The following is a 23,291-nucleotide window of genomic DNA, read 5'->3' as shown; positions in this document are numbered from 1 at the left end:
CTATAGGTAAATTATTGAAATATCACCTATGCAAAAATTGCATAGCACCCCTGCAAAAGAAACACTACACAACCCTCAGGATAGGCGTAGAAAGAGTGCAAATACTAAGCATTCGCCCAAAAATTAAGCAGGGCGGCCCCATCACCAACATATATTAGTCATCTTATCCGCGTTCCTCGAATCGCAGGAGAAACATATAATGCTTACCGCAATTCTCACACATTTCCGCCGCACAAAACGCTTTCACTGGACTCCAGCAGTGAACACTCAAAACAACCACGACACCGCTGTATTGCGTCCATCCTCCTGTCTTTAAGGCAATTTGGACGTCAGCGTTGCCGTTCTGTTAAAGGCGCTTGAGGGTAATTGCCGATTTTGAGGAAATTACCTTGACCTTATGCCCAATGCGGTGATGATGCGCAGGCCATGTTTAAGCTTGTACATATATCTGATCCGCACCTTGGTCCTTTGCCGAACGTTCAACCTGTTCAGCTTTTCTCCAAGCGTCTGCTGGGCTATATCAATTGGCAGCGCAATCGCGCGCATGCCATGACCAACTCCTATTTGAATGCGCTTATTAGCGATATTCATGCGCACGAGCCTGATCATATTGCGCTCTGTGGGGATCTGGTCAACATCGCCCTTCCCAAAGAAGTTGCTGGAGCCAAGGACTGGCTCGCAACTGTGGGATCTCCAAAGAAGGTTTCACTGACACCCGGCAATCATGATGCTTATGTGCCCGGAGCGCTCAAGCAGGCTTATAGTGCCTGGCGCCCGTATATGCAGAGTGACCCTGAGTTGGGCATAACGCCCCCATTGGGCAACGCACTGCATTTCCCGTTTGTCCGCAGACGAGACAACATCACCATTATTGGCTTGTCCTCCGCAAAAGCAACAGGGCCGTTTATGGCTACCGGCCATATAGACCACAACCAACTCCGCGAGCTGGCAGATCAGCTAGAACATGCCAAGCGCCGTGGAGATTTCCGCGTTGTCATGTTGCATCACCCGCCAGTTCGGAGCGCAACATCCTGGTACAAACGTCTCGTTGGTTCCAGCCGGTTTAGGAATGTCATCGCAAAATGCGGGGCAGAGCTGATCCTGCACGGACATACCCACCGCGCTACTCGCATGGAAATAAATGGTCCGGACGGAGCTGTACCTGTCATCTGTGTACCTTCCGCCTCCAACGGCCTTGGTGGACACAAGCCACCTGCCCGCTACAACCTCTTCAGCATTGAACGAGATGGCGATGGCTGGTCCTGCATTATGGAAGAGCGCGGCTTTGTGACCGCAATGAAGGGCGTACAGCATATCGCCCAGCACGACCTCACCATTCCCGGCCTAAGACAAGCAGCCTGATCAATTTCAGACTGTTATATTGTGAAACTTATTGAAGTTGGTTCTAACCACCAAACGGGTTGGCATAAAGGGCGAAGGCAATCAGCCCGGTGGCGCCCATCACTGCGCCCATTACCACACCGCAAAATAAAATAAAGAGACCGCGGCCTTTGTTGTGCTTGTTAGGAGCAGCCTTTGCGGCGGCATCCTCCTTCAGCTGATCCAGCCCCTTACCCAACGGTACGTCCTGCTGGCGAATACGATTAAGCATCCAGTCGGCTTCCAACGTGCGTTCTTTCTCAATAATCCGTTCAGCAATGTATTCAGTGATGCAATCGGCCATATCGTCAATATCCGCTGTTTCCAGCAACACCATACGGCCAAGACGGGTTTCTTTTACAAAGCGATAGGAGTGCTTATCACGACCCATAAGCACATGGCTGGTCATATCAATCCATAAGCGTGGCTGCGTTCCGGGAACGATCTGGAAGGAAAACTGATCATCATCCTCAGGAATTTCCTTAAAGACATCAATCAGTTCTTCGCTGAGCATCTCCAGGCGAGCCTTTTCGCTCTCCTGAAGGGCCACAACAACGTCTGTCCGCTCCATTCCCGCAATGCGTACATTACGGATGGCATTTCTCAAGGACCGCACCTTTTCATGCGGCACAACGTTGTCGTGTAACTCTGACATAGCAGCTCCCGAATATCCGGCTGGGCCAACCCCGATCCAACCGCACACCACCTAAACACAACCTATTATATCAGGTGCAACCCGCACACGTCTTCCACGGGTAATCACGTTGATATAGTAAAAAGAAACTAACACATCCCAGATAAAATTCTAACGAAACCTCATCAATTGTCTCGATTTGGGGCAGTTTCCCCAACCTGCCTTCCAAACCCCATAGGTCCCACCACTGAATTCTAAAGGTGTGTGCCACGATCCCCATAACTGCGGGAATAAACATAACTACTGGCAAAGTACGGAGGTTATAACAGAACCGGAATATGAGCAGCGCTTGCCTTATCCAGCACGCCCATCAACCGAGGATCATCCGCCACTTCAATCGCGCGTTTGTAAGGCGCAAAACCGCTGGTGATGTAAAATGGCAGGGCCTGCGGGCTATCCCCATTACATGTATGCACGAAGAAACGCTTGATACCGGGCTTGGCAAAAGCAAGATCAATGGCGTGGTTCATCAACCAACGCCCGGACCCACCGCCGATATGGTCTGGAACCAAGCCAAAGTAGGCGAGTTCAACATTATCGCCAAACGAGAAATCCAGCTCAAGAAGGCCAACAGCCACACCTTCTTTCATCGCGAAGTAGATATCACGGGTTTCTTCCTGAAGCACCTGAGTAAGCTCCGCATCACTCATCACAAGACGCCCGAACCACAACCAAGGCTCCCCGATTGCCCGAAACAAGTGCCGGTACACCGCAAGGTCCACCTGCTCTACTTTGTGGAGGCTCAGATCAGGTCGCTCAATCACCTTTCGGTCCTGCGGCTTCCTATGCATCTCAAGGTAAGTCACAACAGTAGCGATCTTATCAGAAGGTAATTCTGTGTAGCCGTCGAGGCTGAGAGGAATAGTCGTCATGGTCCACCTGCAATAAAGACCTCACCTCAATAGGAGATTTGACTTGGCCAGACAATTGTCTGGTCCCTCAAAACTATTGAGTTAATTTAGGGGGTGTTTCTAGATAGAAGCCACAGTCTTCAGGCGCGCCCGAGGGTGAACTTCATTCTGGCTCATAACAAAGGTATGCGCTCTAAAACGCTCAATGATGGAGCGCACAAACGGGCGAGACTGCGCTGAACACAACAAAACAGGCACTTCCCCCTGATTAGCAGCAATCTCAAAGGCATCACGAACCAGCCCCACAAACTCTTGCAGTTTAGAGGGCGCCATCGCCAACTGTCTGTCATCACCATCGCCAATGATGCTTTCAAGGAAAGCAGATTCCCAAATGGGGCTCAGGCTGATCAGCGGCAGATACCCACCGGGCGCTTGGTTGGCTGCACAGATCTGGCGCGCAAGACGTGTACGAACGTGTTCAGCAATACTGTTCGGGTTACGAGTTGAGCCGATCGCTTCCGCAATACCTTCCAAAATAGTGCCTAGATCACGGATGGAGATCCGCTCTTCCAGCAGCGCCTGCAAAACACGCTGAATGCCCGAGATGGAAATCTGGGCCGGAACAATATCTTCCACCAGTTTGGATTGCTCTTCATCCAGCTTCTTCAGCAGCACCTGAACATTCGCGTACGTGATCAACTCCGAGATATGGGATTTAATGGTCTCAGTCAGGTGGGTTGAAATCACGGTCGCAGGATCAACCACCGTGTAGCCAAGCAAATTGGCCTCTTCGCGATACTGCGCCTCAACCCAGGTCGCAGGCAACCCAAAGGTCGGCTCACTGGTATGCGTACCTGGCAAACGAACCTGCCCGCCAGCAGGGTCCATCACCATAAACTGGTTTGGGAATAAAGAGCCGCCACCGGCGTCCACTTCCTTCACCTTGATCATGTAGTCATTTGCACCAAGCTGGATGTTATCAAGGATACGAACAGAGGGCATAATCACGCCCATATCCGTCGCGATCTGACGACGAAGCGCTTTAATCTGCTCCGTAACTTGATCCGTTTCCTGCTTGTTCCGGCCATTGATGATCGGCAGCAGCGCATACCCCAGTTCAATGCGCAGCACGTCCATCTTCAAACTGTCAGAGATTGGCGCTTCTTGTTGCTCTTCAGGCGCAGCGGCAACCACTTCAGCGGCAACCACTTCAGCCTTCACCACAGCTTGTCGCTGGCTGGCCCGGCGTGCCAGATACCCAGCGCCGGCCGCGAGTGCCAAAAACGGCAGCATAGGCATACCCGGCAAGAACGAAAGCACAACCATAACAAACGAGGACATGCCAAGCGCTTTTGGGTAGCCGGTAAACTGCCTCACCAGAGCTTTATCAGCAGCTCCCTCAACACCCGCCTTGGAAACGAGAATACCAGCAGCGGTTGAGACGATAAGCGCAGGGATTTGCGAAACCAGACCATCACCAATGGTCAGCAAGGTATAGTTTTCAGCAGCCTGCGAGAACGTCAGGTTCTGCTGCATCACACCAATAACAATACCGCCGATCACGTTGATGAACGTAATCATCAAACCTGCAACAGCATCACCACGCACAAATTTGGAGGCACCATCCATCGACCCGAAGAAGGTTGATTCAGATTCAAGCTCTTTACGGCGGGTCCGTGCCGTCTCCTCATCAATCAAACCAGCACCCAGATCGGCATCAACTGCCATCTGTTTACCGGGCATTGCATCCAGTGTAAAACGCGCCGCGACCTCTGCGATACGACCAGAACCTTTTGTAATAACGATGAAATTCACAATCACTAGGATCGAGAAGACAATAATTCCGATAACGAAATTACCACCCATTACAAAACTGCCAAACGCTTCAATAACGTGCCCGGCAGCATCTCCGCCATTGTGCCCGTTCGCCAAAATCAAACGGGTAGATGCCATATTCAACGACAGCCGAAGCATGGTGGCAATCAACAAAACAGTAGGAAAAGAGGAGAATTCCAGCGGCTTTTGAATGAACAAGCCAACCATCAAAATCATAACCGAGAAGATGATTGAAATAGCGAGGAACATATCGAGCAAAAGGGCTGGCATAGGCACAATGAGCATCACAAGGATGACCATCACACCGGCAGCAAGTCCTAGGTCACCCTGCTTAAGAGCACCCCAGAGATCTTGAAAAAAGGAGTTACTCCCCGGAGGTCCAAGGCCGAGCACACCCTTGGCAGAGGGGGACGCATCTGCCCCACCTTGTTTGCCTCGAGTAGTTGGTTCCTCAGCCATCCCGGTTCCGCCTGCTCTTAAACTTCAGCGGTGCTGGTACGCACATCACCGGGGCCAGCAACTTCAACACCATCTTTGGTGTAAAGATTCAGCTTATTGCGCAATGTACGAATGGAAATCCCAAGGATCTTTGCTGCATGGGTCCGGTTGCCAAGGCAATGGTCCAGCGTATCCAGGATAAGGTCACGCTCCACATCAGCGACCGTACGGCCAACCATAGTACGAGAAGCTGCCTCCGCCGCATAAGCAGCACGAGCCGCTGTTTGCTGACTGGCGCCTACTGCAATCGGAGATCCATCCGGCATACGGATCGCCTCAGCATCAATTTCACCACCAGAGGAAAGCAAAACAGCGCGGTGCATGGTGTTTTCCAGCTCACGCACGTTGCCCTTCCACGGGTTAGCCAACAAAAGCTGGCGACCTTCCTGAGACACTGGCAAGGGCTTTACGCCATTGGCTTTTGCGTAAATCTCGATGAAGTGGTTTGCCAACTCCAGAATATCAGCAGGCCGCTCCCTGAGCGCAGGAAGCTTCAGGTTCACAACATTCAGGCGATACAGCAAATCCTCGCGGAATGTTCCACTCCGTACTGCCTCCGCCAGATCACGGTTGGACGTCGCAATGATACGAATATCAACGGGGACAGGGCGACTGCCGCCAACGCGATCAATCACCCGCTCCTGAACGGCACGCAGCAGTTTTGCCTGCAACCGAACATCCATCTCCGAGATTTCATCCAGCATCAACGTGCCGCTGTTGGCTTCTTCAAACTTGCCGATACGCCGCGCAACGGCCCCCGTAAATGCGCCCTTCTCATGGCCAAACAGTTCAGATTCCAGAAGATGCTCAGGGATCGCTGCACAGTTGATGGAGATAAACGGTTTTTTCGCACGGTTAGATTTACTGTGCAGGAAGCGGGAGATGACTTCCTTACCACTACCAGATTCACCCGTAATCAAAACAGATGCATCAGAAGGCGCTACTTGTTCCGCAAGCTTAATAACACTGGCCATCGCTGCATCACGGTAGATCAGATCTTCCCGCTCGTTGGTTACAGCAGCCAGCACAGCAGCAATCAGCTCTGGATCCGGTGGCAGCGGGATATATTCCTTCGCGCCTGCCCGAATAGCCGAAACGGCCGCACGCGCGTCGGTACCTAAACCACACGCCACCAACGGAACATGAATGCGCTCCCGCTCGATGGTCTCCACAAGCTGGCCAATGTCTTCGTTTACATCCACCATAAGAAGGTCTGCGCCCTGCCCGGAGCGCAAGACTTTCATCGCTTCTGTAACCCCGGCGGCATGAGTAACGGACGCACCACGATCCATCGCGATCTTGGTAGCAACGGTCAGCTGCCCACCAAGTGTGCCGACGATCAAGAGCCGCATGTCAGTTCCTTTCTAGTACGCCCCATGCCAATCATCGATCAGTCTTGATGATTTCGGTCATGGTAACGCCAAGCTTATCTTCCACCAGCACCACTTCGCCGCGAGCGATAAGCCTATTATTCACGTAGACATCAATGGCCTCACCGACCTTACGGTCAAGTTCCATCACAATACCGGTGTCCAGATGTAAAAGATCAGACACCTTCATTTTGGTATGTCCCAACACGGCAGACAGCTGAACAGGCACGTCAAAAACAGCTTCAAGATCGGCAGCGACTTTGAGGCCGCCTTCACCATTTCCACCGGAGTCCCCAGCGCGCTGAGTACTTCTGTGTTGGTCTAGAACCATCTCTTTTTCATCACCACTCATCGTAAACCTTTCAGAACCGGCATCCGCCGTAACTATGTGCATTCATAGGCAGCAAGCCTGATTTTCTACTCAGTTTTGCTCGCACGATCCCGTGCATCAAAGTGAGATTGGATAACTTCTTCAATATGTTCAACTGTCTTCCGGCGATCACGAATAAGTCCGCCTTCTGGCCATTCGATCCTGCAATCACCGCGAGACATAGTCTCTGATCTCAACACATGAATTTTGCCTTCAAAGCTGTTGTTCATGACGAGTTGCTCGACCATACCTTCAAGAGCGCAGCTGTCTTTCGCAGGCACTTCAATTAGGATCTGCGGTATTTTCCGAAGAGGTGCGAGACATTCAGAAAGGAGAGCAACAACTTCAGCAAGAGGTTCTCTGGCGAGCAGATGAGCGCAAAGCCGGCGCGCAATCATAAAACACATGGAAACCAGATTACGTTCCTGAGCACGCAACTGTTTCTCAATCTCACCCAGCGCAGCTTCCAGACTTTCACGCAACACAACAAGTTCATCCTGCGCACTTGCCTTCTGTTGCTCAGCAATCCCCTGCCGTGCTTGCAATTCCCCTCGGATAAAAGCCGCGTCTTCCGCAGCCTTTAAAAGCTGCCGATGCTCAGAAACCGTCATAGTTGGTTCCGGCGGCGGCACATCCTCAACAATCGCGGCACCTTCAAGTTCATCAATTGATTTAGTATTGAACATGAAACGTTGGCGCACGGCACCTTGAGGCATAACTGTAACCATCAGCATGCCTCCAAGAAGGTCTGAGAAAAGGGAGGATTAGTAGACAAATTCGTCTTCTCCCTTTTTCCTATTAATGGTGATCTCACCAGAAGCAGCCAGATCTTTCGTTTTAAGAACCAGGCCGTTCTGCGCTTCATCAACATCATGCAACCGAACCGGGCCCATATTGTCCATATCTTCCTGCAGCATTTTCCCTGCGCGGGAGGACATGTTGGCTGTAAAGAAAGCAACAGCGGTATCAGAGGCACCTTTCAGCGCCATCGCCAACTGATCTTTCTCCACGTTCCGAAGCAATGTCTGACATGCACCTGAATCCAGCTTGAGCAAATCCTCAAACGTAAACATCAGGTTGCGAATACGCTCTGCGGACTCACGACTATCTTCTTCAAGAGCGGCAAGAAAACGCCCCTCAGTCTGCCGGTCGAAGTTGTTGAAGATATCTGCCATCATCTCATGACTATCCCGACGGCTGGTCTGAGACAGATTGGACATAAACTCAACGCGCAAGGTCTGCTCAACCTTCTCAAGAATATCTTTCTGAATGGATTCCATCCGCAACATGCGGTTCACCACATCCAGAGAAAGCTCTTCATTAAGCAACGACAAAACGCGCGCAGCATGATCGCTTTGGATCTTGGAAAGTACAACAGCAATCGTCTGCGGGTATTCATTCTTCAAGTAGTTGGCCAGCACATTTTCGGGAACGTTAGATAGCTTTTCCCACATGTTACGACCAGCCGGACCGCGGATCTCTTCCATAATAATGGAGACGCGATCGTCTGACAAAAATGAGCTCAACAACCGTTCTGTTACATCCACATTTCCGTTCAACGCGCCACGTGTGGAAAGACGCTTCAGGAAATCAACAAACAGCTCTTCCAACATGCTTGGCGTCACCGGACCCAAACTCGCCATTGCACTTGAGACTTGCCGGACTTCAATCTCGTCCAAACCATCCCAAATTGCCTTGCCATATTCCTGACCGAGCGCAAGAAGGAGAACTGCGGCCCGTTCTGCACCCCCCAGTTCTCTCTCAGCTATCTCAGTATTAATAGAAAGACCTTGTTGGTTTTGATCTTGGCTTGAAACTTCGTCGCTCATCCTATGCAGCCTCGTTCAGCCAACCGCGAACAATATTCACGGCTTCACTAGGAGATTCATCAATCATTTCACTGATTTGTTTAATCGAACTTTGATGGAGAGCAGCCTGGTTTTTAGCGTCCTCAATCCATTCAGCCGTTGGAATTTCTGATGGGACCCCTTCCATCTCTCCAACGATACCTTCAATCTGAGCAGGGGCATCCCTCACAACAGTTCCGTCAGGAAGAACCTGATAGCCGTTTTCAGCTGTCGCATCTTTTCGTTCTTCACTAGCCAAAATGCGTTTCATCAAAGGGGATACTGCAAAGATCAAAAGTAAAATGGTGATCACCAGCAAAACACCCAGCTCAGCAAGTTTCATAATGTCAGCGCGGGTGAAATCAAACAAACCACCTTCATTATCACCAAGGTCTTGAACCGGAGCTTCCACGAACCGCATATTTACAATTTCTACAGTGTCACCACGACGCTTGTTAAAACCAACGGCCGTACGAACTAACGTCGCGATCTGCTCCAGATCTTCTTTAGTGCGAGCTTGATAAGCCTGAGTACCATCCTCGTTTGTTATGTATGTGCCATCTACCAAAACAGCGACAGACAAGCGCTCAAGCCCGCCAGCCTCATACACTTCGGTCACAGTGCTCTTGGAGATTTCGTAGTTCAAAATCTCTTCGGAAATATTCGAATTTTCCTTGGTGCCGGCAGTTCCATTATTGGCAGCAGCGTTTGGTAACTGATTTGCAACAGAAACCGTATCCTCGGTATTTGCTGAAGAAGCATTTTCTTCCTTGCTCTGTGAGGAGCGCAAAACCTGCCCGTCAGGATCGAAAAGCTCCTGCGTTTCAGTTTTGCGGTTGAAGTTGATCTCGGCTGCGACCCGTACGCGCGCCCGACCTGCACCAACGACGTTGTTGAGGATTTCCTCTACCTGTTGCCGCAGGCGAGCCTCCATAGTCAAACGACGTTCGTCTAGCGAAGAGCCTCCAACAAGCCCTTCTTTATCGCCGGTTCCGCTGGCAAGCAAACTGCCGCGCTCATCGACGATAGCAACATACGAAGGCTCAAGGCCTTCAACTGCAGTTGCGACCAAATGCTGAATTGCTCGAATTTGGCCATTCGTCAACGTACCTTGAGCCTTAATAGTAATAGAGGCTGTCGGGGGTTCTTTATCACGCTGAAACAACTGCTTCTCAGGGAGAACAAGATGAACACGCGCTGAGACAATACGACTAATGCTGCGAATTGTACGTGACAGCTCACCTTCTAGAGCGCGAAGACGGTTGATGTTTTGTACAAAACTGGTTGCGCCAAGGGTGTCAGTCTTATCAAAAATCTCGTAGCCAACACCACCGCCAGACGGAAGACCAGCTTCTGCAAGGCTCATCCGAAGACGATAAACGTCCTCCTCAGGAACAAGAACACTGCTCCCGTTCAAACCAAGTTCATAGGTAATGCCTTGAGATTCAACCTGACTGACAATTGCGCCAGCATCTTCCAAGGTAAGATCAGTGAACAGCGGAACCATTTGAGGTGCCGTCGCACGGACAATAATGAAGGCGAAGAGACCAATCAGCAGGGCAGCCATTGCGCCCATCGCTGCCAGTCGCGCTGGTCCGAGTCCTTTAAGAAAATCAAGGAGTCCGTTCACTGTCGCCGCCCCGTTGTTCAAGCATTCAAATGGCCCGGCAATACTCTCAACACCCTAAAATTAGGCGTGAATTACTACGATTTGCTGATAGGTAAAAATTGCCCATCTCAGGGTTAACAAATGGTTAATAAACTCCTAATTTTCCGTAAACAGTCATTCTGCCCACAAAGAAGCTCTGTGGAATAAGATAGGAAACCGCTTTTATTAGACTGTTGAAGACTCAAGTGAATCCAGATCACGGCAGTCGGCAGATATTACCCTGCTGATTAAGATCTCGGTTTTATAGGGCAAAAAATTGAATGAACGACGGAAAAACAAAAAGGCCAGCTACAAGAGCCGGCCTTTTCAAAACCTCAAACCTATCCGGGCATTTTGCCCATAGATGCCTGAAGCGATTCAGTTGCGATAATCCTGCACGCGAGTTGCTCGCAATCCAGCTAACCCATGCCGGTCAATCGAGCTCTGCCAAGACAGAAATTCCTCGACCGTCAAAGTGTACCGGTTGCATGCCTCATCAAGAGACAACAATCCACCGCGTACAGCGGCAACAACTTCAGCTTTTCTTCTAATCACCCACCTCTTAGTAGAGGTAGGAGGAAGATCTGCTATCGTTAGTGGGCTCCCATCGGGGCCGATAACGTACTTTACTCTTGAACGAATATGTTCGGTCATTCTACTCTCACACAAACCATGACCAAGTTGAGGATGAGAATAGAACAAGGCGCTTAAAATTTGGCTAAGCCCCCATCAATGTTTTGGTAAGATTCATAACCGGGTATTTCAGTGGATATTAACTACTAGATAATTCCATTAACGCCGGTGACATTCCCGACAGGCACATCGACATCGCCCATTTTCAAAATGACGTCCCCGCTGCTAAAATCAATGGCATCGACCTTGCCCTTAATTTCAGTCTGAACGGCGAAAGGAGCATCATCCTTATCCTTGGTGACAATATCGATAGAATACGCGCCATCTGCCTGTTTTGTGCCATTTGTGCCGACGCCATCCCATGCAAATGAGTTATCACCTTCCACCAGCGTAACCTCTCTCTCATAGATAACAGCGCCTTCGTCATTTTTCACAGAAACAGTTGCGGTCCCTGCAGAGGCAGCCTTGAGATTCCAAGCCGCAGCATCATCTTTAAGCTGTGTTGTGGCTCCCTGCGCAGTCACTTCCTTGCCAATATAGTTTACAAACTGACTCGCACTTTGCGTTTTCAACTGAGTCAGTTGTTCATCTAATTTCGAGGTTGTCGCAACTTGTTGCTCGACCATGGAGTATTGAACCAATTGATTCGTGTATTCCGACGAATCCATAGGGTCCAACGGATCCTGATTCTGGATCTGTGTCGTCAACATGGAAATAAACAAGTCAAAATTCGCATTGATCTGAGTTTGAGTGCCTGATGTCGACGTATCAGCGCTAGGCGATAGAGAATTAATTGTTGTCATTGTCACTTACCTCGTAATCGACATCAAACGGAGATATCCAACCCGCTAGCGTTGGAAGACCTGTTTATATTCTGTTGCGCAGCAGCACTTAGGTCGGTCAAAGATGCCTCCCCTGAAGCATTCTCTGGTTCACCAAAAGCGTCTTGCTGGTTATCTCGGTGTTCTTCAAACCGGTTTTGCGATCCTCCGCCTTCACGGCGTAAGGAGAACTGGAGTGAGCTCTTGTCGCTATCCACCCCAGCGTCCTGGAGGGCTTTTTCCAAACCGCGTTGGTCTCTTTGGAGTAGTTCAAGCGTCTCAGGCCGCTCAACAATCAAGTGAGCGCGAACACGTCCGTCTTTGCTAAACTCAAGCGACACATCAACGCCGCCGAGTTCTTTCGGATCGAGACGGATTTCAAATCGAGTTGCACCACCATTGGCCTGACGCGCGATCTCTGGCCATACTGAACTTGCCACATTGCGGAGTGTTGAAGTCGGCAATGTGGATACTGGACGTGCGGCAACTTCAGAACTGCTTGTGGAACCAGCAACAAAATCTGCCGTCTCCCAATCTGCACTCAGATCAGAAGTTTCCAACCCACCAAATGCGGTGCCCCATCCAATAGATGTTTCCGTTTTAGCTTGCTCAGGAGCAGAAGCCACTTTGACCTGAACAGTTACAGGCGCTTCTGATTTAGTTTGCGTCTTTGTACCGGTATGCTCGGTTACTTGCCTCGCAACGGACTGCTCAACCTCCTCAAATCCAACTAAAGACGCACCTGTTACAGTACTATCGGCAGGCGACACCTGCGCAGCCTTAGCAAGCTCTCGCACTTGAGGTGCAACAACCGTTGGAGCAGTCGTACGGACAACAATATCTACAACATCATTGCTCACCTTGACAGGGCTGCCTGAAACTGGAGGGGTAATTTGGGCCGCAGCCGTGGTTTTGATCACCTGTTGATCTACGGTCTCAGAAGCTTTTAGCGTCACGTTAGGAAACAGCAATTGCGGCTCATCACTCAAACGAGCACTTTGCTGCACTGATGTTTGAGTGCCGACAAAATCAACCCGAGGTCGATTTGCACGCCGTACAATTGGTTGCTCAACTTGAAGACTTTGCTCATTAACTAAAACTGGAACATCAACCACTGCATCAGCAACAGGACGCAACGCAGCAGCAATCGGCGCGGCAGTTACAACTTCATTGCCTTTAGGTTTACTGGCTTCAACAGCGATGCTTTGAACATCAGGTGTGCGAACCAACTCCGAGAGCGGTTTCTGACCACCAACTTCCGCAGTAACCTCGGCATTGCTGACATTAGTTGCGGGGTTCACAGCAGGTGCCTCTGAGCTCTGCTTCTTCAACCCAGCATCAACAACATTCCTAGATGGTGCATCAACCTGCTCCACCTCTTCCGAATTATGCACTGCCGGCTGCACATTCAAATTCTGTGTTTTTGCGACTACATCAACAACTTCAGATTTTCCATCGGATGCCATTTGCACATCAACAGTGAGACTGGCTTTTTCCGGCGCACGAACAAATGCCACAGGTTCTGCAAGCTCAACCTCCCGATTTTCGGTTTCAGTTGAGAATGTAGGCTGAACAAGAGGAACGGCAGGATCAGTTTCTTTACGGCCCACGTTCGGCAAAACCAAAGCAGTTTTCTCGCTCTCAGCACTGAGAGGAGTTGAAACACCTGTGCTTGATTGCTGAGGAATTTCCGGCAAATCCTGCCGACTATCAACATCAACAAGTTCACGAGGCAAAGCAGAAGATTGAGCAGGCTTGACGTTGGTCGTAGTTACAGGCGCAACACTATCTGGAGCCGCCTTTAGAACCGACGTTTCATCAATCTGCTCAGCAACCTCCCCCGCAAGACCAGTATCTGGTTGAGGAACCACAGATCTATCGGAAGCAAGGTTCGAGATTGGCGCACCAACAGGAATTGTTGGAACCGGCACAAAAGATTGCTTGGCCTTATTCTGCACTACCCCTTGGAGCACGACATCTGGCGCAGCATTTCCAGATGAAATCTGATTAGCAGCAGTTGTTTGCGGCGCTGTTTTCAGTGTTATGTTTGCATTGGAAAGCGCAGAAACTACCTCAACAGGCAAGCTTGCTGCCAATCCGACAACTGCATTCTCGCCATTTTCAGATGTGGCAACCTCAGTTGTCAGGTCTGCATTCAGGACTGGAACAGCACTCACATTCTTTTTGGAAACACCAGCCACATCTGGAAGTTCCTGCAAAACCAACGGAGAGACCGCAGAGGTTGCGCCCAGAAGGCTGCCGAACACACTCTGGCCGCTACCTTGCACACCAGTGCCAAGCAACGCATTACCACTCTGCCCTATAACAGAGGCAAAAGTAGTTTGCGGCTGCACAGAGCCCGATAAACCCAGCAAAGCAGATTGCGACATATATTCCTCAAACAACGCAGCACACACCACCAACGAGAGTGGCTTCAATAGTCCATGCGCTAACAAGCAAATATTGGGCCAAATCAATTTCTCATAATAACCTTTCAATTTCAGATACTTGCATAAACCACAGACGCTCTTCATGAGCTTCAACCCATCAGTTTTTTCCCTCCAATAGGCAATAAATTCCCGCAAGACAAAATGCGCTCATCAAAAGCATTGGCCTTCCGTTGAGTTTTAGGTATATTCCCGTCAACAAACGCGCTCAAAGCGTACGAATGTGCAGCGTTTAAACAATGAGAGCCTTGCGTTTAGCCACCGCCAAAGCGTAGCAAGCACCAAGCAAGCAAAAGAAAATAATCTTCACTGCAGACTTCAGCGTCTCCCAAGCTTGAAACCTGCTCGTGACATTATAGATATGGCTCTCAAATGAAAAACGCGCCTACAGGATGAGGTACTTGGAATGCTAAACAGTCTTGGCCTGCCCGGCCGCCCGGAAGATACCCGGGTGGTTGTTGCCATGTCAGGCGGCGTGGATTCATCAGTCGTTGCTGGCTTGATGAAACGTGAAGGTTATGATGTCGTTGGTGTCACGCTGCAGCTTTACGATCATGGTGAGGCCATCCAACGCAAAGGCGCTTGTTGCGCCGGCCAAGACATCCATGATGCGCGCCGTGTAGCGGAAAAGCTTGGCATTCCTCATTATGTACTGGATTACGAATCCCGCTTTAAAGAGCAGGTTATTGAGCGTTTTGCCGACAGTTACATCAACGGCGAAACTCCAATTCCATGCGTAACTTGCAACCAGACTGTAAAGTTCAAAGACCTTCTGGCAACAGCCAAGGATTTGGGCGCTGACGTTCTGGCCACAGGTCACTATGTTCGCACAGGCATGAGTGGCAACCAGCTTGCCATGTTCCGTCCAGTTGATCTGGGTCGCGATCAAAGCTACTTCCTGTTTGCCACCACGCAAGAGCAGCTCGATTTTCTGCGTTTCCCGCTAGGCGGCATGACAAAGCCAGAAGTTCGTGACTTGGCTCGCGAGTTTGAATTAGAGATCGCAGACAAGCACGACAGTCAGGATATCTGCTTCGTACCGCAAGGACGTTATACAGACGTCATTGCCAAGCTTCGCCCCCATGCTGCTGAACCTGGCGACATAATCCATATGGATGGTCGCGTACTCGGCACGCACAACGGCATAATTCACTACACCATCGGGCAGCGACGCGGCATTGGCATCTCTTCAGCAGATCCGCTTTATGTTGTCCATTTGGATGCAGATGGCAAACGCGTGATCGTGGGTCCGAAGGAAGCTCTTACAACACACAACCTGCTTCTGCGCGAAGTCAATTGGATCGGTTCAGGCACACTGGATGATTTACCAGAGGAAGGTCTGACTGTTTACGCAAAGGTTCGGTCCACACGACCACCAATTGAGGCCATTCTCCGCAAGCTCGGTGAAACCATTCAGGTAGAACTGGTGGCTGGTGAAATGGGCGTAGCCCCGGGGCAAGCCTGCGTCTTCTTCGATAAAGAAGGTCAGGATGCCCGTGTCTTAGGAGGCGGCTGGATTCAGCGCGCTGAAAAGCAAGAGGCTGCAGAAGAAACCCTTAAGGGGCTTCTCGGTAAAAGCTGGGAAGCAGCTGGCTTCCCCTCCAGCTAACATCGCCAAATGTATTTACGAAAACCCCGCAGGTCTTTCCGATCTCGCGAGGTTTTCTTTTTCAAATCAGTTTAAAATGTCGACAGCAACACTAGGAATACCCCTCACTTTTGGAGGTGACTCAAATCAACATATTGATGCCAAACCACGGAATAACCCGTGGTTTTCACGCAGTTTTTCACAGTTCTGGAGATTTCCACAAAACTTAAATGAGAAGGCTTGACGACACAAGGCAAGACCCTTATACCCCCATCTCACGGCGCGGCGGTCACCACCGCAACATAGCGTACCGTATGGCGGGGTAGCTCAGTTGGTTAGAGCAGCGGAATCATAATCCGCGTGTCGGGGGTTCAAGTCCCTCTCTCGCTACCATCTCTCTTCTAACGAAGATTGAGACGACAAGGCACCGGAAGGTGCCTTTTTTGTTATCGTGCATCACCCCTAAACCTGCAAGGCCCTTCGCTACCAAGCAATGATAGGGAAATTTTACCAGACGTTCTTGCAGATTATGTATTGAGCCAAACCAACAATCTAGCTAATTTTACATAATTGCTCTTTATCGAATTGGTCGCACTCATGAAGTTAGTAAAAAAGTATTTGAGGACATCTGTTCTCGCAAGCATTTCATGTTTGCTACTTCTGTTCTCTACACTGGTTGCTAACGCCAAAATTGAGATTACACCAATCTCAATCTCTGAGAGCAAAATAGCCCTGATGCTATCCGGAAGTTTCGAAAGAAATGACGATATTGGACAGCTTAGATCAGTTGTGCAGACGTTGAATGTTGACACAATCATTTTCAACTCTCCCGGTGGGAACATCACGAAAGCACTTGAATACGGTACACTCATACGTTCCCTCCAGATGAATACTATACAGTTGCGCTCATTCGAATGCGCCTCAGCATGTTCGCTTGCATTTATTGGTGGTGTTTCCCGATATGCGGAACCAGGATCAATTGGTGTCCATCAGTCCTCGTATTCAAGGAACGTAGACATAGATAGCCAAACGGCTGTCGCATCTGTACAGGTGCTAACCTCACAGATCATCATCTATTTGATCGAAATGGGCGTCGATCCAGAGCTACTCAAACTGAGCCTGGCAATTGCAGCTGATGATATCCGATATCTGACAAAAAAGGAGATGGCCGCATTCAACATTACCACTGTTGGATCTGAACCACGTTCATCACTGCCGGTGCTAAGTTTGCCAATTACTCCGATTGCATCCGCACCCCAACGTTCACCCAAAGGTGAAGAGTTGGCTTGGGCATTCATGCAAAATTTGTTTGATAAATGGTCATCCGAGAACACGAGCGCTCTTCGTTTTGTCCGCGGCGCCTATTCAAACAACGTAAACTACTATGGCACAGTGAGAACCGCTAACGACGTATTTGACGAGAAAGCCCATTTTACTGACCGCTGGCCTATTAGGATCTACAGCCCGAGATATGGCTCACAGACCATCACTTGTGCAGCCAACTGCGAGATTAGTACAATAATGGACTGGTACGCGTATAGCCCTAGCCGCAAGAAGCATGCATCTGGAGCCGCGTCCGTCCAGTTTACATGGAATCCCCAAACTGGCCTTATTTCTTCAGAAAACAGCACTGTTTTGAAGCGAGACAGAAAGGCAACCAAACCGGTATCAGTCATTGAACAATGGCATGAGGAGAATGGCGCTTGCAGGGGAGGTATCGGAGACGAACCGGCAACCGAAGCTGCGTGCATCCGTCGGGAAATACTGGAAGATAAGCTCAGTCTCATCGATTGGTGCTACGGTAAGAAAAATGAATATGGCTATCAGCATCAATGGCACAAATGTACGTATCAATCGTATCGATAAGGCAGCTAGACCTCATAAAAATCAACAATTTCCATCAAGATCATAATCCGCGTGTCGGAGGTTCAAGTCCCTCTCTCGCTACCACACTGTTTAGACAATCAGGCTCATAAGCAACTCTGTTGGATCATTTACCCGAAGACTTCAGCAGGCATCCTTCAACAGTCACTTATGGCTCTCTGAAGGCTCTCGACATGCTGTCTCGCACAGGTTCCATCAAGTAGTCGAAGAAGGTCCGGTCTCTCGTTGTTATATAGACCTCCGCAGGCATGCCAGGCGTTGCCTTGAAATTCAGATAACTCGGCATCTTCTCACGATCTAACTGTATATGAGCCTTATATACATCTCCAGCGGGTCCCATGGGGTTATCACTTGAGAGAGCATCCGCCGACACGTAAATCACCTTGGCATCAAGCATGGGCGTAATACGCTGGTTCAGAGCAGTTAATCGAACCATCGCTTTTTGCCCTTTCTTCACATTGTCGATTTCAGTGGGCTGGATCGAAGCTTCGATGATGAGTTCATCCTGCAACGGCAATATCTCCATGAGATCCTTCCCACTTTCAACGACACCACCAGCAGTGTGATATCGCATACGCACCACAATCCCTCGAACGGGCGCGAGAATCTCCACGCGCTTCAAGACATCTTTTGCGGCACGAATTTGCTCACGAACATCATCCAGATCTGCGTTCACAACCTGCAACTCGCCAACAGCTGATTGAGACGCTTCATTTTCCACCTTGGCTATTTGAGCACGAGCCCGCGCAATCCGTTCTGTGGCATCACCGATCTCAGAAAGAATTCGCCCTTGCTCACCGCCAAGGTTTGCCAAGGATCGCTTAATACGCAAAACGTCAGATTTTCTGATCAATCCTTTGCTGAGGATTTTATTTTTGGCGTCTAATTCTTCCTGAAACAACTCCGCCTGTCTTTTCACAGCGACAAGCTGCGATTTGCCGCCCTTGATCCTCTCCTTAAGCGCTGCAATCCCTTGCGTTAGAATGTCAATTTCACTTTGTAATTTTCGCATTCGAGCTTTGAAGGTGAGCAATTGGTTGAGGATGATACTTTTAATCTTTGCCTCACCAGAGTTTTCCAAAAGATCCTTTGGCAGCTCAAGCGACTTCAACCCATTTGCTTCCTGAGACAATCTGGCCTGAATGGCTTGCAACCGCGCCTGCCGGATCGTTAACCGTTCAAGATTTGCTTCTGCTGCGGTTTCATCCAGCTTAACCAATACATCACCAGCAGAAACAACATCCCCTTCTTTGACGAGGATCTCTTTGATAATACCGCCTTCAAAATGCTGTACGATCTTATTCTGACCAGTGGCCACAAAAGACCCAGATGCTACGATAGCGCCGGCCATAGGCGCACTGGAAGCCCAATAGCCGAACCCAACAAAGGTCAGGGCAACAATTACAAAGCTAGCCAATATAGGAGCACGAGTTGTGCGGGGCACATCCTCATACCAGCTTCCATCAAGGACAAGCGCTCTTGTAGACATTAAAATCACCAAACAATAATGGATAGAATCTATTCAGCAGGCTGAGCCACGGGCATGTTTTGCCCCGCAACAGTCGGGCGGCGTGTCAGCTCCGGTCGCTTCCCGGTAATCAACGGCATCACCTCATCCCGGCTGCCAAACGCAGACACGGTTCCGTCTTTCAACATCATGATTTTATCAACGCACCGCAGCAGAGCTGGCCGCTGAGTTATGGCAATAACCGTCATGCCATCTTGTTTGGCGTGCTCCAGTGCCTGCGCCAGCGCAATTTCTCCAGTAGTGTCAAGATTGGAGTTGGGCTCATCAAGCACCAGCAACCGCGGGCTATTATAGAACGCACGCGCCAATCCAATGCGTTGACGCTGCCCGCCGGACAAAGGCGCTCCATCCATGGCGACCTGCGTTTCATAGCCCTGTGAGAATTGCGAAACCATCTCATGAATATCGGCCATTTGAGCGGCCTTGAAGACATCATCGTCCTTAGCCTCCTTATTCATGCGAGCGATGTTCTCTTTAATCGACCCCGGAAAAAGCTGAACATCCTGCGGTAGGTAACCAATATTCTCGCCAAGCTGCCGACTGTCCCAGTTTCTCAAATCCATCATGTCCAAACGGACGTTACCGGCAGTTGGAATAAGGGAACCAACCAACATCTTGCCAAGGGTGCTTTTGCCAGAGCCGGATGCGCCAACTACGGCTAGGGAGTCTCCCGGTGTCAGCTGAAATGAAACACCGTTTAAGATAACCCGCTTGTTTGGCGGTGGAACGTACAACAAGCGCTCAACACTCAACCGCCCAATTGGGTTAGGCAGTCTCAGCCTATGCACATTGAGTGGAGACGTGTGCAGCAGCTTGTATATGCGCGCATAAGCACTTTTGGCGCCGACATAGCTTTTCCACCCATCAATAATACCTTCAACAGGAGCCAAAGCACGCCCGCCAATAATCGAGGCAGCGATAATCATGCCGCCAGTAATTTCATTGGAAAGCGCAAGCCAAGCGCCCCACCCCAGCATGGTGATTTGCGTGGAAAGGCGAATGAACTTTGACGCCGCGGAAATCAGGACATTCCGGTCCTGACCAATGATCTGCGCCTTCAGAGATTCCGCAGTCTCCTTGCCCCAAATGATAACCCCCTCGGGGATCATACCCATGGCATTCATGACCTGCGCATTTCTGGCCATAGCTTCCGCCTGCAAATTGGCACGCGAAGAAAAGGCGTTTGCTTTTGCAAATGGAATAGCGGTCAGTTTTTGGTTCACACGAGCCAAGACCAGCAACAGCAAAATTGTAGTGGTGACGATCAGCCCCAAATGAGGATGTACCAAATAAACAACCAGAAGATAAATTGGAGCGACCGGAGCATCCATCATGGTCAGCAGAACCGAGCCAGTCAAAAAACTACGCAGCTGTTGTAAATCTGAAAGCGCTTGAAACTCCTGACTACTTCCGTTGTGGGATGCGCGAGCCGCAGCACTTAAAACCGGTCCGCCAAGGCGCGTTTCAACATCAACAGCAACACGCATCAGCATGAAGCGCCGAAACATATCCAACAGGACATGAGCAAGGACCAAGCCAATCACAATAGTGGTCAACATGACGAGCGTATCAATACTTCTGCTTGTGAGAACACGGTCGGAAATCTGGAATAAATAAATCGGTACCGATAAAATGAGAAGGCTGGCACAAAAGGAAAAAAAGCCAACAAACATCAGGTTTAACTTCGCCTGCCCAAGCCCATTCTGCATCAACCTACGGAAATCGATATCCTCATTAGGACCATCATTTTTCTTTGGCGTAAATCTTCCAATTTGTTTGGTGAACCACTCACCTTTCAGACGCCCCTGTAGTGCATCTTTCGCCAACAACACTCTAGTTATTTGCCGAGATTTCTGGTCGCTTCTCTTATTGGCTAGACGAAATTTAAACATCTATTCTCTCTATAAACCTCTATTAAGTAATTATGTCGGAGAACATGTCCGTTTCTCCCGCATACGGAATAAATGCAGGAGTAATATCGGCATCGACAGCACTATCACCGCCGGTAAATGCTACAATTTCAGTGACAAAATCCGTATTGCCATTCAAAGCTGTTTCAAGATCGTCTTCATCAGAGATAACAACATTGACCTTGATCACGATGTCTTCCTCCGAGTACGCACCATCCAGATATTGAAAACCTGACTGACTGTCGTAATCAATGATTGTTGCTTCATTGGCCGTTTTGTTGCTGGATGTGTCCAAATATCCATTGCCATCAACGTCAACTTCCTCACCATTTATGACCTGAGTGACCGTACCGTCACTCCCTTGATCTTCAAGGATTTTTACGTAATCAGCATCGGAGAGAATATTCAGCTGCTCAATAGCGTTGATCTGGTAATAATCACCAGTAATGTAGAGGACTTTCAGATCAGTACTTGGAAGAATTGGTAGGCCGTCAGAGGCTGACGAGGCAGTGTATTCATACTCGCTATCTCTATCGCCCATTGCATCGACCAACCCGTTAACCTCGGAGGTCATAGGCTTCATCAATGAACCACCACCAATGTTCTTGATGGTGCCTTCATTGGTCAAGATATTATGCTGGCCGATAGCATCAATAGGGGCACCCGTGGCATAAACAAAATCGGAATCCAGCAGAATGTTTTTCTGACTGATGTAGTTGATGTCATAATAATTTCCTAAAACCACAATGACATCATAATTCTGAATGCTATCAATAGTTTGAGCGGCGTTGACCTGTGTATTATCACCCGTTCCCACATAGTAGCCATTGCTGTTTAACTCGTAGGAAACACTGTCATTATCTGAAAGATAGTTCTGCTGGCTAATAATATTGAGATCATAAAAATTGCCGTTCACCACATCCACGCTAAAGGAATAATCAGGATTGTCAGAGGTGATATTGGAAGAGATGAGGTACTCACCCTCAGTGGTAACGTCCGCATCATTATAAACAATGGTCTCAGCCAATCCCTGCCCTGTCGCAACCTCAGAAGGTTGATCAGTTGGGCCATAATAGAGGTTGGTTTGAATAATCGAATTTGTGGCGTAGTAGTCGCCCATTACCACAGTCGAGCATTGCAACTCACTCAGATCAACAATGGAAGCGACGTTGACCGCCTCATTATCACCCGTGGTTACATAACTGCTGTCAGATGTAGGCTCATCTTCTTCAGAACTGTCGTCATCAACCTTTTTTTCAGGCAGCTCTCCAATATTCTCACCGAGCGTGAAGGATGGATTGGGAGCGTCATCCTCAAAGCGTTGAACCAGCTCTTCTCCAATTGCATCCGCAGCACTTTGGGCATCACCCTCAAACACCTGATCCAGAAGCTCAAGATTGATGTCATTCGCAACTTCAAGAAGTTGATCCAGCAGCGCATCAGCGACGCTCTCTGGGATACTGTCACCAAACTCACTCTTCGAAAGAAGCAAGTCATCATCTGTCAAAGCATTCGCCTGCGAAAGCCTTATCTCCATGTTGGGAGCAAAAATATCTTGGTAGGTGAGCGTAATTGAATATGTGAAGTCCAGAGATAGCGAGAGATCTCCACCTTGCACATTTTCCGGTCCGCCTGCGTCATTAAACAGAGATAGATCGGGCGGGAGTGCAAAATCTGGCGCATTGAGAAACGCTTCAATTGAGTATGGAAGGCTAGGTAAGTGTGACACTCCCAACTCGGGTAACAAAGAAGGGAGATTATAGAATTTTTCATAGGGCAAATCAGCAGCGGCAGCTCGTGAGTAAACCACTTCAATCGGCGTAATCACGATCGTGTCTTTAGCAAACCAGGCTTCATCGTAGCTCTGTTCAGCAGTAGCAAGGGCCTCGATTAACTTCATGTAACCGAGGAAATGCCAGCTCAACTCATTTATAGCCTGCGAAAGCATGAAATATCCTAGCAATGTCATGTGGATATATAAAACGA

Annotated in this window: 17 protein-coding genes and 1 tRNA gene; 4 read left to right on the top strand and 14 right to left on the bottom strand. The window is 49.4% G+C overall.

All coding sequences use genetic code 11. From position 1 onward, the window contains the following. The first annotated feature begins 426 nt into the window (after positions 1-426). Positions 427-1,362, top strand: coding sequence for a metallophosphoesterase family protein (locus BLS62_RS23010; protein WP_093186714.1), 936 nt, complete (start codon positions 427-429; stop codon positions 1,360-1,362). 43 nt (positions 1,363-1,405) lie between these two features. Here the strand turns inward: BLS62_RS23010 and BLS62_RS23005 are convergent, their stop codons facing one another. From BLS62_RS23005 to BLS62_RS22955, 11 genes are all read right to left on the bottom strand, one after another. Beyond that, complete coding sequence (locus BLS62_RS23005; RefSeq protein ID WP_093186711.1) at positions 1,406-2,035, bottom strand: hypothetical protein; 630 nt, start codon at positions 2,033-2,035, stop codon at positions 1,406-1,408. Between the two features lie 299 nt (positions 2,036-2,334). Further along, positions 2,335-2,946: a GNAT family N-acetyltransferase gene (locus BLS62_RS23000; protein WP_093186707.1), complete on the bottom strand. Its 612-nt coding sequence runs from the start codon at positions 2,944-2,946 to the stop codon at positions 2,335-2,337. Between the two features lie 99 nt (positions 2,947-3,045). Then, positions 3,046-5,220, bottom strand: a complete 2,175-nt coding sequence (gene flhA, locus BLS62_RS22995; protein WP_093186702.1) for a flagellar biosynthesis protein FlhA — start codon at positions 5,218-5,220, stop codon at positions 3,046-3,048. Positions 5,221-5,237: 17 nt separating this feature from the next. Beyond that, complete coding sequence (locus tag BLS62_RS22990; RefSeq protein ID WP_093186698.1) at positions 5,238-6,611, bottom strand: sigma-54-dependent transcriptional regulator FlbD; 1,374 nt, start codon at positions 6,609-6,611, stop codon at positions 5,238-5,240. Between the two features lie 31 nt (positions 6,612-6,642). After that, a complete protein-coding gene (gene fliN, locus BLS62_RS22985) occupies positions 6,643-6,981 on the bottom strand; it encodes a flagellar motor switch protein FliN (RefSeq protein WP_093186694.1) in 339 nt (112 codons plus the stop codon). Positions 6,982-7,046: 65 nt separating this feature from the next. Further along, positions 7,047-7,727 (bottom strand): FliH/SctL family protein, encoded by a 681-nt coding sequence (locus BLS62_RS22980; protein ID WP_208991045.1) that lies wholly within the window; start codon positions 7,725-7,727, stop codon positions 7,047-7,049. A gap of 36 nt (positions 7,728-7,763) precedes the next feature. Further along, a complete protein-coding gene (locus BLS62_RS22975) occupies positions 7,764-8,828 on the bottom strand; it encodes a flagellar motor switch protein FliG (protein ID WP_093186685.1) in 1,065 nt (354 codons plus the stop codon). Position 8,829: 1 nt separating this feature from the next. After that, positions 8,830-10,476: a flagellar basal-body MS-ring/collar protein FliF gene (fliF, locus tag BLS62_RS22970; RefSeq protein WP_093189465.1), complete on the bottom strand. Its 1,647-nt coding sequence runs from the start codon at positions 10,474-10,476 to the stop codon at positions 8,830-8,832. 396 nt (positions 10,477-10,872) lie between these two features. Next, the gene (locus BLS62_RS22965) at positions 10,873-11,148 is read right to left on the bottom strand and encodes a CtrA inhibitor SciP (RefSeq protein ID WP_093186682.1); all 276 of its coding nucleotides are present in this window, start codon (positions 11,146-11,148) and stop codon (positions 10,873-10,875) included. A gap of 125 nt (positions 11,149-11,273) precedes the next feature. Next, a complete protein-coding gene (locus BLS62_RS22960) occupies positions 11,274-11,930 on the bottom strand; it encodes a flagellar hook assembly protein FlgD (protein ID WP_093186677.1) in 657 nt (218 codons plus the stop codon). Between the two features lie 23 nt (positions 11,931-11,953). Further along, positions 11,954-14,338 (bottom strand): flagellar hook-length control protein FliK, encoded by a 2,385-nt coding sequence (locus BLS62_RS22955; RefSeq protein WP_159436562.1) that lies wholly within the window; start codon positions 14,336-14,338, stop codon positions 11,954-11,956. A gap of 463 nt (positions 14,339-14,801) precedes the next feature. On the opposite strand from BLS62_RS22955, the gene mnmA reads away from it, so the two are divergent. From mnmA to BLS62_RS22940, 3 genes are all read left to right on the top strand, one after another. Next, the gene (mnmA, locus tag BLS62_RS22950; RefSeq protein WP_093186671.1) at positions 14,802-16,004 is read left to right on the top strand and encodes a tRNA 2-thiouridine(34) synthase MnmA; all 1,203 of its coding nucleotides are present in this window, start codon (positions 14,802-14,804) and stop codon (positions 16,002-16,004) included. A 295-nt stretch (positions 16,005-16,299) separates the two neighbouring features. After that, positions 16,300-16,376 (top strand) — tRNA-Met (locus BLS62_RS22945). A gap of 204 nt (positions 16,377-16,580) precedes the next feature. Next, the gene (locus BLS62_RS22940; RefSeq protein WP_143521590.1) at positions 16,581-17,849 is read left to right on the top strand and encodes a COG3904 family protein; all 1,269 of its coding nucleotides are present in this window, start codon (positions 16,581-16,583) and stop codon (positions 17,847-17,849) included. A 166-nt stretch (positions 17,850-18,015) separates the two neighbouring features. On the opposite strand, the gene BLS62_RS22935 is transcribed toward BLS62_RS22940, so the two are convergent. From BLS62_RS22935 to BLS62_RS22925, 3 genes are read right to left on the bottom strand one after another with little or no spacing between them, the layout of a single operon-like run. Next, entirely contained in the window at positions 18,016-19,356 is a 1,341-nt protein-coding gene (locus tag BLS62_RS22935) for an HlyD family type I secretion periplasmic adaptor subunit (RefSeq protein ID WP_093186665.1), read from the bottom strand. Between the two features lie 29 nt (positions 19,357-19,385). After that, complete coding sequence (locus BLS62_RS22930) at positions 19,386-21,287, bottom strand: type I secretion system permease/ATPase (RefSeq protein WP_208991044.1); 1,902 nt, start codon at positions 21,285-21,287, stop codon at positions 19,386-19,388. 22 nt (positions 21,288-21,309) lie between these two features. After that, complete coding sequence (locus tag BLS62_RS22925; RefSeq protein ID WP_093189462.1) at positions 21,310-23,253, bottom strand: hypothetical protein; 1,944 nt, start codon at positions 23,251-23,253, stop codon at positions 21,310-21,312. Positions 23,254-23,291 lie beyond the last annotated feature (38 nt).

The organism is Pseudovibrio sp. Tun.PSC04-5.I4, from assembly GCF_900104145.1.
In the GTDB taxonomy this organism is placed as follows: domain Bacteria; phylum Pseudomonadota; class Alphaproteobacteria; order Rhizobiales; family Stappiaceae; genus Pseudovibrio.
The sequence above is the reverse complement of the archived record's forward strand: the minus strand, read 5'-3'. Positions and strand labels throughout refer to the sequence as shown.

Coding starts and splice junctions, on each gene's coding strand:
- BLS62_RS23010 (WP_093186714.1), top strand. CDS start 427: ATGTTTAAGCTTGTACATATATCTGATCCGCACCTTGGTCCTTTGCCG.
- BLS62_RS23005 (WP_093186711.1), bottom strand. CDS start 2,035: ATGTCAGAGTTACACGACAACGTTGTGCCGCATGAAAAGGTGCGGTCC.
- BLS62_RS23000 (WP_093186707.1), bottom strand. CDS start 2,946: ATGACGACTATTCCTCTCAGCCTCGACGGCTACACAGAATTACCTTCT.
- flhA (WP_093186702.1), bottom strand. CDS start 5,220: ATGGCTGAGGAACCAACTACTCGAGGCAAACAAGGTGGGGCAGATGCG.
- BLS62_RS22990 (WP_093186698.1), bottom strand. CDS start 6,611: ATGCGGCTCTTGATCGTCGGCACACTTGGTGGGCAGCTGACCGTTGCT.
- fliN (WP_093186694.1), bottom strand. CDS start 6,981: ATGAGTGGTGATGAAAAAGAGATGGTTCTAGACCAACACAGAAGTACT.
- BLS62_RS22980 (WP_208991045.1), bottom strand. CDS start 7,727: ATGGTTACAGTTATGCCTCAAGGTGCCGTGCGCCAACGTTTCATGTTC.
- BLS62_RS22975 (WP_093186685.1), bottom strand. CDS start 8,828: ATGAGCGACGAAGTTTCAAGCCAAGATCAAAACCAACAAGGTCTTTCT.
- BLS62_RS22965 (WP_093186682.1), bottom strand. CDS start 11,148: ATGACCGAACATATTCGTTCAAGAGTAAAGTACGTTATCGGCCCCGAT.
- BLS62_RS22960 (WP_093186677.1), bottom strand. CDS start 11,930: ATGACAACAATTAATTCTCTATCGCCTAGCGCTGATACGTCGACATCA.
- BLS62_RS22955 (WP_159436562.1), bottom strand. CDS start 14,338: ATGTCGCAATCTGCTTTGCTGGGTTTATCGGGCTCTGTGCAGCCGCAA.
- mnmA (WP_093186671.1), top strand. CDS start 14,802: ATGCTAAACAGTCTTGGCCTGCCCGGCCGCCCGGAAGATACCCGGGTG.
- BLS62_RS22940 (WP_143521590.1), top strand. CDS start 16,581: ATGAAGTTAGTAAAAAAGTATTTGAGGACATCTGTTCTCGCAAGCATT.
- BLS62_RS22935 (WP_093186665.1), bottom strand. CDS start 19,356: ATGTCTACAAGAGCGCTTGTCCTTGATGGAAGCTGGTATGAGGATGTG.
- BLS62_RS22930 (WP_208991044.1), bottom strand. CDS start 21,287: ATGTTTAAATTTCGTCTAGCCAATAAGAGAAGCGACCAGAAATCTCGG.
- BLS62_RS22925 (WP_093189462.1), bottom strand. CDS start 23,253: ATGCTTTCGCAGGCTATAAATGAGTTGAGCTGGCATTTCCTCGGTTAC.